This window comes from Paenibacillus wulumuqiensis (genome assembly GCF_000971965.1).
Lineage (GTDB): Bacteria > Bacillota > Bacilli > Paenibacillales > Paenibacillaceae > Saccharibacillus > Saccharibacillus wulumuqiensis.
The window spans coordinates 201,132-212,572 of sequence record NZ_LAQP01000016.1 but is presented as its reverse complement, the minus strand read 5'-3'; the positions used below and the strand labels follow the sequence as shown (position 1 = coordinate 212,572).

General features: G+C 44.7%; 11 protein-coding genes. 8 read left to right on the top strand and 3 right to left on the bottom strand.

What is annotated here, in order from left to right; genetic code table 11:
• Positions 1-622 precede the first annotated feature (622 nt).
• The 6 genes from WH45_RS19320 (at position 623) to WH45_RS19295 (ending at position 6,633) form a co-directional block, all read left to right on the top strand.
• Positions 623-2,017 (top strand): N-acetylmuramoyl-L-alanine amidase family protein, encoded by a 1,395-nt coding sequence (locus tag WH45_RS19320; RefSeq protein ID WP_046216046.1) that lies wholly within the window; start codon positions 623-625, stop codon positions 2,015-2,017.
• Positions 2,018-2,047: 30 nt separating this feature from the next.
• A complete protein-coding gene (locus tag WH45_RS19315) occupies positions 2,048-2,593 on the top strand; it encodes a GerMN domain-containing protein (protein WP_046216045.1) in 546 nt (181 codons plus the stop codon).
• 400 nt (positions 2,594-2,993) lie between these two features.
• Positions 2,994-3,977: a tRNA dihydrouridine synthase gene (locus tag WH45_RS19310; RefSeq protein ID WP_046216044.1), complete on the top strand. Its 984-nt coding sequence runs from the start codon at positions 2,994-2,996 to the stop codon at positions 3,975-3,977.
• Positions 3,978-4,222: 245 nt separating this feature from the next.
• Positions 4,223-4,792 carry an SF0329 family protein gene (locus WH45_RS19305; protein ID WP_046216043.1) on the top strand — a complete coding sequence of 190 codons (570 nt, stop codon included), beginning with the start codon at positions 4,223-4,225 and terminating at the stop codon, positions 4,790-4,792.
• A gap of 449 nt (positions 4,793-5,241) precedes the next feature.
• Positions 5,242-5,880: a glycoside hydrolase family 11 protein gene (locus tag WH45_RS19300; RefSeq protein WP_046216042.1), complete on the top strand. Its 639-nt coding sequence runs from the start codon at positions 5,242-5,244 to the stop codon at positions 5,878-5,880.
• Positions 5,881-6,261: 381 nt separating this feature from the next.
• Positions 6,262-6,633, top strand: coding sequence for an iron chaperone (locus tag WH45_RS19295; RefSeq protein ID WP_046216041.1), 372 nt, complete (start codon positions 6,262-6,264; stop codon positions 6,631-6,633).
• Positions 6,634-6,758: 125 nt separating this feature from the next.
• Here WH45_RS19295 and WH45_RS19290 read toward each other — a convergent pair whose 3' ends face one another.
• Positions 6,759-7,400 (bottom strand): RDD family protein, encoded by a 642-nt coding sequence (locus tag WH45_RS19290; RefSeq protein ID WP_052723866.1) that lies wholly within the window; start codon positions 7,398-7,400, stop codon positions 6,759-6,761.
• Positions 7,401-7,450: 50 nt separating this feature from the next.
• Entirely contained in the window at positions 7,451-8,098 is a 648-nt protein-coding gene (locus WH45_RS19285; protein ID WP_052723865.1) for an RDD family protein, read from the bottom strand.
• Positions 8,099-8,838: 740 nt separating this feature from the next.
• Between WH45_RS19285 and WH45_RS19280 the strand changes: the two genes are divergently transcribed.
• Entirely contained in the window at positions 8,839-9,720 is an 882-nt protein-coding gene (locus WH45_RS19280) for a DMT family transporter (RefSeq protein ID WP_046216040.1), read from the top strand.
• A 42-nt stretch (positions 9,721-9,762) separates the two neighbouring features.
• Here the strand turns inward: WH45_RS19280 and WH45_RS22990 are convergent, their stop codons facing one another.
• Positions 9,763-10,713, bottom strand: a complete 951-nt coding sequence (locus WH45_RS22990; protein WP_052723864.1) for a hypothetical protein — start codon at positions 10,711-10,713, stop codon at positions 9,763-9,765.
• A gap of 257 nt (positions 10,714-10,970) precedes the next feature.
• Between WH45_RS22990 and WH45_RS19270 the strand changes: the two genes are divergently transcribed.
• Complete coding sequence (locus tag WH45_RS19270) at positions 10,971-11,192, top strand: hypothetical protein (protein ID WP_046216039.1); 222 nt, start codon at positions 10,971-10,973, stop codon at positions 11,190-11,192.
• Positions 11,193-11,441 lie beyond the last annotated feature (249 nt).

Genomic DNA, 11,441 nt, shown 5'->3' with positions numbered 1-11,441 from the left:
ACGCCGGTAGAGTACCGACGCCAGTTTGCTTGATGGGGCTTTTTTAACTGTCTACAAAATAGGGGCTTGACCACAATGGTTAGGAGTCTTTATTTTAGTGGTCATTATTCGCAAGTTATTCCCAATAAACTTTTTGATCCAGGTCTACTCTTGCTGACCATACCAGCTCGGCATGATTGTTAATAATAATAAAGTGATTTTATTTCAATAAAAACCATAATTTAAACAATATTGTATTAAAACCATTTACTGCACAACTTTTGCGGTGAAATAGCGTCTTACATTTAGCAACCCCAATAGGGCGATGAATTTTGATTACATATTCAAAAATTACAAAGCATATACGAATTTACAGGATAAATACAACATGCAAAATGGTGTTGTAATCGAAGAGCTAACAAGTTTATTGGAGGAACTGAATTGCAGATTACAGGAGGTGAATTATGCTTCACCGTTAGCTCAGTCGCTACAATGTCTACAGCATCCGCCTAATTTCATGGAATGATGAATTCGAGTGATTGGGTTATTTTCCTGTGACTTCTTTTCATAAATAATAGTCGTTTTATAAGGTTGCTATTCAGTCCAGAATGTAATGATATGCAAATTAAAATCGAGGTGTGAAATGAAGAACTCCATACTTATACTGCTGTTTAGTATGCTTTTACTTTTTCTAATCCCCATGCATACGGATGCAGCCGCAAATCAAACCAGAATTATTTTAGATGGCCAAGAGCTGGTTTTACCCAAGGACGTTGGAGTCGTTAATGTACAAAATAATATTATGATTCCAATCCGGGTAGTGGCTGAGAATTTGAAGTTTGACGTGAAATGGGATCAGACAACACAAAATGTACATATCCAGCAGGGAGCCAATGCCGTTTCATTAACAGTTGGGAAAAATGAGGCTTCCGTAAGCAATAATACCGTGAAGCTTAATGTTGCTCCTCAAATGATCAAAAACACGGTTGTCGTTCCTCTGCGGTTTGTTAGTGAAGAGATGGGTTTAGGAGTAGAGTGGAACAATAGCGATAAAATTGTCACTCTAGCCAGTCTGGCCAGCAGTACGCCTATCGTATCTTTACCTGCTAGTGGAGACTCAACAGTAACCAATCTGATTCATGAGATCAATTATGCGAATAATCAGCTGGTTGTCTCTTTGGATCATGAAGTCAATCCAGTGATAACTACACTTCAGAATCCTGCACGCATCATTATGGATTTTCCAGCTACTAATTTTGGTAATATGCAAGATGTACCTTCTGCAGGATCTATAGCAAAATTGGATACTAGTGGTCTTCCAAATGTGAAAGATATACGCTATTCACTTTATAAAAACGATCCTGCTCAAGTTCGGATTGTAATTGAATTAAATAATGTAAGTTCTTTTAATTATAAGCAACAGACCAGCACGGGTAAGTTTATTCTTGATTTAAGCATGATCAATGATCCTGGACCTACCACTCCTGTAAGTAATGGTAAGAAAATAGTCGTTATTGATGCGGGACATGGAGGAAAAGATCCAGGGACAATAAGTATCACGCAAAAACATGAGAAAGACTTTACCCTTGCGCTAAGCCTTAAAGTGCAGGCTCTTTTAAAAAATGAGCCGGGTATAGAAGTAGTTATGACTCGTGAGACCGATGTCTACCCTACCAGACCAGAACGGGTGAAGCTGGCTAATGATCTGAAGGCAGATGTATTTGTATCCATACATGCCAACAGCGTCCTGGCGTCTCCCCAGGCAAAAGGAACAGAGACGTATTATTACCAACGAGAAAGTAGCAAAGAATTAGCCAATTGTATTCATGAAAAATTGATTCAGGCTCTGGGATTTACGGATCGCGGGGTTAAAAATCGTAGCTTACAGGTTATTCGTGAGACCACTATGGCAGCTGTCCTTTTGGAAATTGGATTCTTGAGCAACAAAGAGGAAGAAGAAGCCATGATGTTAGAAGACAATCAGAATAAAGCCGCGCAAGCGATTGTGGATGGCATCAAAGAATATCTGGAATTATAGAGCACGGAATAAATAAAGAGGATGTGCGTTATGAAAAAAGGAATTTATGTGGCGATTATCATATGTGCCCTGAGCGTACTCGCTCTCGGTTGCGAGAGCAAGCCTGCTGCCAATACCGTTCAAGGCTCTGATCCTGCAACGAATAAGCCGGCGGCACCGGCAGATACCAAGGACAAGCAAGAAGAGAATTCGCAGGAGATCAAAGTGTATTATTCGGACGTTCAAGTCATGCAATTGGAACCACATACACAGACTATTACATTTAAAGAAGACTCGGAGAAATACAGTGCTACCTATGCGGCTCTCCAGAAGGGCGATCAGAAAGAGCTCATTCCTTTGTGGGAAAATATTGATTTGCTCTCGGCCAAGCTGGAGCAAGGGACATTGACACTGGATGTGCATGTTCCGGATAAAGCACGGATGGGATCTTCCGGAGAGATTCTGGCGATCGATGCTTTGAAAAAGACATTTTTCCAATTTGACGAAGTAAAGAATATTCAGCTGCTGGTTGACGGAAAACAGACAGATAGCCTGATGGGGCAAGCGGAATTGGACAATCCACTCACTCGTGAATAAATGAATACAAAAGCAGCCGATACTTATAGAGGATCGGCTGCTTTTTTGTTCGGTGATAGTGCTGGTTGGAAATGAATTATGTCTATTTTGCTGAAAGAAACCATATGCGTTCAATGTTACAGATCAATCTTCCAATTATCCATCCTGCTGGCTGCTTCCGAATCATGATAAGACAGGAAAAGGTTCTCTTCTGTATTAAGAAGCCATCCATGCAGCGCTTACTGACAGAAAAAAGCCTGATAACTTGTTCAAAAAGGGAAATTAATCTTCTGTTTTGGTTGTGCAATCTAGTATAATGGTTGAGGTCCATACCGTTATCGTGTATATGCCAGTGTGTACTGGGATATATTTATTTGACGGATAAAGAATTACAGCTATATACCATGAAAGGATTTTTAAAATGACAGACAATTTTTGGCGTGATTTACCCAAGCCATTTTTTATACTGGCACCGATGGAAGATGTGACGGATGTTGTTTTTCGTCATGTCGTGAGTGCAGCGGCCAGACCGGATGTGTTTTTTACCGAATTTGCGAATACGGAGAGTTACTGTCATCCGGAAGGGCATCACAGTGTGCGTGGACGGCTTATGTTCACCGAGGATGAGCAGCCGATGGTGGCGCATATCTGGGGAGACAAGCCGGAGTATTTCCGGCAGATGAGTATCGGCATGGCAGAGCAGGGCTTCAAAGGAATTGATCTCAACATGGGCTGCCCGGTGCCGAATGTAGCCGAGAACGGTAAAGGCAGCGGTCTGATCTGCCGTCCCGAGCTGGCAGCGGAGATCATACAGGCAGCCAAAGCCGGCGGTCTGCCTGTCAGCGTAAAGACGCGGCTCGGCTTTAGCGAAGTCGACGAGTGGCGCGGCTGGCTGACCCATATTCTGCAGCAGGACATTGTGAATCTGTCGATTCATCTGCGGACGCGGGACGAGATGAGCAAGGTGCCTGCCCACTGGGAGCTGATTCCGGAGATCAAAAAGCTGCGGGACGAGATCGCACCGAATACGCTGCTGACGATTAATGGCGATATTGCCGACCGTGCAGCCGGGTTGGAGCTGGTAGAAAAGTACGGTGTCGACGGAGTGATGATCGGACGCGGGATTTTCAGTAATCCGTTTGCATTTGAGCAGGAAGCGAGAGAGCACACCAGTCAGGAACTGCTGGATCTGCTGCGACTCCATATGGATCTGCATGACAAGTATTCGGTGATTGAACCGCGTTCGTTCAAACCGCTGCCACGCTTTTTCAAAATCTATGTTCGAGGATTCCGCGGAGCGAGCGAGCTGCGCAATGAGCTGATGAGTGCCCGGTCGACCGATGAAGTACGGGCGATGCTGGATGGGTTTATGGCGAAGCAGATGGAGACGGTGGAAGAATATTAAAGGTATGGCAGGCGGGAATGTTACTGTGCACAAGTTGCATGGGGCGTTCCCGCATTTATTTATAAAGAAATGAAAGAAGGGAATTTGAAATGGAAATTGATATTCAGAAACTGAAACTTATTAGCAGAAGGATTGGGAGTACTGTAACAAGTTCCTATATTCTATGATTATGAGTTATTATTAAACCATATGATTTCATAAAGACAGCTGAACAGTGGTTCAGCCTGGAGAATATAGGAGGATACATGTCCTGGAGTAAATTAAAGCAAAACCTGGAGAGCTTTCTGGCTCCTGCGCTGGATGGAAGAGTGGAGTACCGGGCGACCAGTTACAGTTATATGACCGGCAAATCGGGAAACTGCTACATTACCGTAGACAAGAAAAACATATTCAACATGAACGACAAGACCAGCCCGATCCGCTGGTATCAGAGCGAGATGGAGATCAAGAACGACCCGGAGCTGCAGATTCCGGTCAGCCCGGAAGAGATTGAAGCGATCCGCAAAGAAACGGGCGGTAACGTTCCGGAAGAGCGGATGAAGATTATGGCGCGAAACCGCAAAATCACCACCTATGCCAAAGAGATCCTCGCCGCGCAGACGGCACTGAGCAAGTCCAACTTTACTGCGGTCGCTACCCGCTTTCTGGCTAGTTCCATCGAAGACAGCCTGGAAAGCAGCGATATCCTGCTGAATATTCTGGCACTGATGGATCGCCGCGTAGGCAAAAAGCGGATTCTGAGCATGAGCAGCACGATCAAGCTCAAGCATCCGATTGTGCAGTACTTTTATGAACTGCGATTGGGGAAATGCTGATGCATCGATAACTGACTCTGCAGATATCCCTGCCTACATCTGTACACATTCACAACTGCAGTGATCTACCCGTAATTGCCTCTTTATCCGACCATAAATGACCATAAATATCATGAGAAATGCCGCTGGAGGCTGTCGATTTTTCGGCAGCCTTTTGTGCTGCTTCCACATATTTGGCAGAACCACCAGGTTGTCTTCTATCCGAACGGCAACTGTATGGGCAGCAGCCCAGAACCCCGTTCAATTCACTGCCATACATGAGCAATACCGCTGTTATGCTCCATATCCTATTCAAGTTCGCTTATATTATATGTTGAAATCAACATGTTAGAAAAGGTTTTTGTTACTTAATATGGTATATTTAAAGTATGGCTATCGCTATAATAATGACTTTGCATAAGCGATTTTGTAAGCGGTACCATAACCTTATTCCTTAGAGGAGGCAGAATATGTCTACATTCAAAAAGAAATTCCTGACTACCATTCTTGCTATTTCCATGAGTTCCAGCGTGTTTGCAGCGACATCCAGTGCAGCTACCGATTATTGGCAAAACTGGACCGATGGCGGCGGTACGGTCAATGCAGTGAATGGCGCAGGCGGCAATTACAGTGTCAACTGGCAAAATACCGGCAACTTTGTAGTGGGCAAAGGCTGGACGACCGGCTCACCGAACCGGGTGGTCAATTACAACGCAGGTCAGTGGGCACCATCCGGCAACGGATATCTGACCCTGTACGGCTGGACACGCAATTCACTGATCGAATATTATGTGGTCGACAGCTGGGGAACGTACCGTCCGACTGGTACATACAAAGGTACGGTCACCAGTGACGGCGGCGTGTATGACATTTATACAACGACCCGTTATGACGCACCTTCGATTGAAGGCGATCACAAGACATTCACCCAGTACTGGAGTGTACGCCAGACGAAGCGTCCGACCGGCAGCAATGCGACCATTACCTTTAGCAATCATGTGAAGGCATGGGCGAGCCATGGCATGAACCTGGGCAGCACCTGGTCGTATCAGGTGATGGCGACCGAAGGGTACAAGAGCAGCGGCAGCTCCAATGTGACGGTATGGTAAGGCAGATCCTGCCCTTGTAATACAAGTTCTGACCTGCTCTGTATGCTGATTTCAATATCTATATGCTTGATTCCAAGCATGGAATATCCAAAAGGCATAACTGCATTCTTCACGGAAGATGCTGGTTATGCCTTTTATACTGTTATTCAGGACAGGATCGCAGAAAAGAACTATTTCCCGGTAAATAATTACCGATATGACTGCAAACCATCCTGCGGCTAAATAAGTACATATAGAAGCTATAATTAGACAAAGTACTTGTAAAATGAAGCCGGATTATTCAAACTGAAAGAAACCCATCGTGACCGGAATCGTATGCTGCAGCTCCAGACAAATGATGGGAACAGCAATCCCAAAATGGTTATTCAGGAGGGCAAACCCATGGAAGTTTTTGCGGAATACCTGAATTCGGTTGACGATCCATTGCAGCGGGAACGCACGGAGTATGTATTGTCCTGGGTAGGTGAGACTTTTCCCGATCTCGTTCCCAAAATCGCCTGGAACCAGCCCATGTTCACGGATCACGAGACCTTTATTATTGCGTTCAGTGTAGCTAAGCAGCACCTGTCTGTCGCTCCGGAAAAGGCGGGCATCCATCAGTTTGCAGATCGAATCGTACAGGCGGGTTATACGCATACCCACCAGCTGTTTCGCATCCCCTGGAAAAGTCCTGTGGACTTTGCACTGTTGCAGGAAGTGATAAAGTTCAATATTTCCGATAAAAAAGATTGTACGACGTTCTGGCGGCAGTAAACTATCTTCATCCTGCTGCATGATGTATAGCCGTGAAGTCATGAAGCAATGAACAGGTGCTGGGCAGGCAATTGTTACAGCACAAAGAGGCGGCCAGGGAAGGTCGCCTCTTTGTTTTGGTTATTTTAGACATTCATATTCTGTGTACCCATCCGGGCGTTGTACTCCTGGAGCTGCTGCTCGTATTCACGCTGCTGTTCATGCAGCCGCTGCAGTGCATGCTTATCCACTACATAAGTACTGGCGATCATATCATGCATTCCCTGCTTGTATGTCGTCCAGCCAGCCATCATATAACCAATATAAAGCGTGAATTCGTTTAGCCATTTTGCCCAGTACCGACCGCTGGCCCGGCCAAAGCTCAATGGACGATAATACTGATCTACCGCTACGAGGCCAAGCACCATTTTACCGGGTGTCGCATGATATTTGGACTTTTCAAACAGGCTAAAATACAACCAGGGACATACCAGTCTTAGCAGGATGAACACAAAAGGCAACAGTGCACCGAAGACCTGCTCTCCGGTTGTGGCAGATTCATAGGTTTGATTGCTGTCAAAGTAACCATTCAGATTACCGATCAGAATAGTGATGCCTACAATACTGCCAAGCGCCAAAATCAGGATAAAGAAATCAATGCATATCGCCAGGAATCTTTTCCAGAATCCGGCATGAAGATCTTTCCATTCGTCTCCTGGATGCTGCTGGTACTGCCTCTGGTCGTACATGTTGTTTGCTGCATGGGCAGCTGCGGGCTCATTCATCATAGTTAGTATTCCTCCAAAATCACATATTGTGTATATACCTTTTTATTGTTTTAGTTTTCCTGCATGGATGGCTGTGCTCCCTGCTGGGTGTTGAACTGCTGCACATGCTGCTCATATTCAAGCCGCTGCTGCTCCAGTTGAGGAAGGGCATCTTTGTTAATGACATACGTACTGGCCACCAGATCATGGATGCCCTGTTTGCGTGCTGTCCATCCTGCCAGCATATAACCAATGCCGAAGGGAAGCGTACTGAGAAACTTGGCCCAGTAGCGTCCGCTTGCCCGGCCAAAGCGTAGAGGACGGTAATACTGATCCACGACTATAAGACCAACTGCCATTTTGCCCGGTGTTGCCTGGTATTTGGACTTTTCAAACAGGCTAAAATACAACCACGGAAAAATCACCCTCAAAAAGAAAACCAATATTAAAGAGGTAAAGATATACACAGTCTGGCCAGTCGAAGCGTCACTGTACGAATGATCGGTGCTGATATAACCTTTGAGATTACCGAACAAGTCAATGCTGCGCATTACGATAAAAAAGATAACCATGTAAATAACAGCATCGATGCATATCGCTAGGAATCGTTTCCAGAAGCCGGCATGAATCCCTTTTTGTGCTTGTACATTGCCTTGACCATACATTCTCTGTTCATACATCCGATTTACCGCATCGGGAGCGGGTTGTTCATTCATCATTGCTAAGTATTCCTCCATCACTTTTGCTGTATGCTATTGCGTGCTTCAGCTGTTTTGCATATATATGCAAAAAGCCGGCTGTCTGAAATATCCCGTTGAAGCTTGTTCATATCTATCAATATCTGCCTAAAGCTTATATGTAAAAGACTTCTATATCCTGTAACAACCGGCTTGCCGAAAGCTTGTACAGATGCAGTATCCTGTTTATTGGCATCTGTGTTAAAAACGTATCGGATTTCCTCCTTTCTCCAAAAGAATATTATATCGCAATTGCAACAAGGAGGATAGTCAACTATAGACTTATATTATGAACGGGTAATATTTAGGTTATAGGACGGCAGGTGTGATAGGGGTTATTGCATTTCGTGTATATGCAAAAAAGGTATGAATGCGATATGATAGAGACTCATTTTGTAAAAAAATCAGATTCAGAGACTATTTAAATGGTACATCTACTTCAGCATTTTCAGATAGAAGCTGGTATACTGTCAGTAATCATTTAGCCTGAAATGCTTTATAACACTCGAAAATCAGCCCTACAAAGATTAAAACCAAATAACAAACATAAAGGAGAATGAATATGTATACTTCAATCGCGCCGCCGGTAGTACGCTAACAGTGGAATCTACTGTTAAGGTATCTACCTGAATAAGAACCCTTTTCCATAGATTCTACTGTATGCAGTGGCAGACGATATCTTGTCGGTCTAACCAACATATGAGTAGAAAGTGGGAAAAAAAGTGAAAGCCAAACTATATTTTATTTTGTCGATGGTGATTTTTGGTGCAGTTGGTGTTTTTGCTAAGTATATTGAATTAAGTTCGATTGAAATAGCTTTATCCATGAGTCTGATTGGCAGTCTGTTGTTGTTTCTTATTTCGATCCTGACGAAGAGTCCGGTTTCCTGGCGTAACATGAGAAGGAATGCTGCTGCATTATGTATTGCTAGCCTTGCGCTGGGTGGCAACTGGATTTTTCTGTTTCAATCGTATAAGGAAACGACGATCGCCAATGCAGCGCTGAGCTATTATTTCGCTCCTGTACTGGTAACCGTACTGTCCCCGCTGGTTCTAAAAGAAAAACTGTCGCTCAAAAAAATAGCATGTGTCTGCGGTGCTCTGTTGGGTCTGATACTGATCTTGCAGAGCGGCAGTCGTGAAGACGAGAATGGGCATCATCTCGTTGGGATTGCGTATGGTCTGATTGCAGCAGCATTTTATGCTGTTCTGACGCTGACCAACAAGTTTATCAAAGGGATGAATGGGATGGAGACGACAATTGCACAGCTCCTATTGTCCTCGATTCTGCTGGTACCGTTTCTGTTGATAATGGGAGAACATTCGGGATTATCCCGGCTGTCGGGAAGTTCTCTGATCCTGATTGTATTGCTGGGAATTCTGCATGCAGGTGTAGGATTCTACTTGTTCTTTTCCGGAATGAAAGGACTGGACGGCCAGAGTATCGCCATATTGAGTTATGTGGACCCGCTGACCTCATTACTGATCTCTGCACTGGTGATTGGTGAGGCTATGACGTTAGTGCAGGTGGCAGGTGCTATTCTGCTGCTGGGATCTACGTTTGTCAGCGAAGTAAACTTGAGATTGAAATCGTTGCAGTCCTGATTTACGTCAAAAGGCCCTGTCGCAGATGACAGGGCCTTATTTTTATTTATCGTCCGGATCATTCACATAAAACATAAGTCCAATCTCTTCCAAATAGGAAATGCTGTATCGCAGATCATTAATAATCACTTTTTTGTCCAGATTGGCAAGCTCCAGATTGTCATCCATCAGTCCAAGCTTTCTCATTTTGGCGGCATTGTCTTCTTTGGTAGCGCTAGGATCAACCGTCTTCATGATCAGTCCCATAATTAACAGATAATTTGTACTTTCTTCGTATGATCCTGCCGTCTGGCCGAGCAGCATGATTTCTCTGACCGATCCATCGGCTTTGTTGATCGTGCCGGTCATGGCGATATTGTCGGAGAGCATGTACTGGAACGTATTCTGTGCAGGCCCCGACTCGATCGTAGGCTGTGGAAGGTTCAGATCCATACCGACTTCTGCACTGCTTTTGTTAAAGGCAGTTCTGAACTGGTTCGGGGTCATACCGATTGTTCCGGGAATGGCTTTCGCTGCCGCTTCTTTGGCAGCTTTGGCTTTGGCCGCAGCTGCGGCTTTTTGGGCTGCCTCTGCCGCTTTCTTGTCTGCTGCTTCTTTGGCAGCTGCGTCCGCTTTTTTCTTTGCCTCAGCCTCTATTCGGGCCTGTTCTGCTGCCTGTGCTTTTTGCTTGTCAGCATCTATTTGGGCTTGCTGATCTGCAGCGGCCGGTTGTTCTGTAGGTGGTACGGCAGCTGCTGTTACTTCTTTCTCTTTGGTCTCGGGAACAGCAGCTACCGCCGGCTGGGCAGTTTCGGCAGCAGGAGCCTTTTGAGCGGCTGGTGTATCCGGAGAGACGATCACCATTATGATCATCAGAACAAAAGATGCCGCGCTGTACAGGAAGTTTCGCTTGGCTTTGCCAGTCTTTTTAATGATACTCAGGACAGCAAGAACAAGAAATACTAGAATGGCGATAAAAGCAGCCAGACCCAGAAAAGCTGTAAATGTACTCAATGTATAATCCCCTTTTATATAATATGTATTCCATGATTATTATACAGGGATAATTTGGTCTGTAGTTATACTTATTGGAAAATATTAAAAGCAGACGACAAAGTTATTATCAGTGTTGATAGATGGTGCATGTGTATTGCAACCTGTATCGCAGACCATTTCCAATCTACCGAAACGATACCAATTGACTATTCCACGATATCGGAATAATGCATTATGCTAGTTAAGCAGTTAAATAATTATCCAAGGGTGATCGTATGTATGATGTAAAGATTGTTTTCACAGGCAATACCGAGCTGTATATTCAGGGAGTGAGTGACAAGCAGGTCGCCCAGCTCAAAGAGGCGGTAGAACGGGGCGAGAATTTCTACTACCAGAATTATCACCTGAAATGTGCGAATATCGCATACTATCATCTGACCGAAGCGCCACGACAAAAGCCAAGCACCAATCCGAATGAGTACTTTTATTTCAATTAAGCAGGGATAACATACGTAATTGTACGCTGGATGTTCAGGGCTTATGATCCGGCAGCAGTGGGTAGATGACCGCCGCCGGATTAATGATGAGTCATCTTAGAACTCAGCAATAAAAACAACCACCCGGCTGTCTGTATCGGACGCTGCCAGGTGGTTGTTTGGTTTGTACACGTTTGCTTCATGCACCACTGTTTCGTTATGGTTCATCGCATGGATTTTATTGATACTCGCTGTTCGTCCGGTTATTGT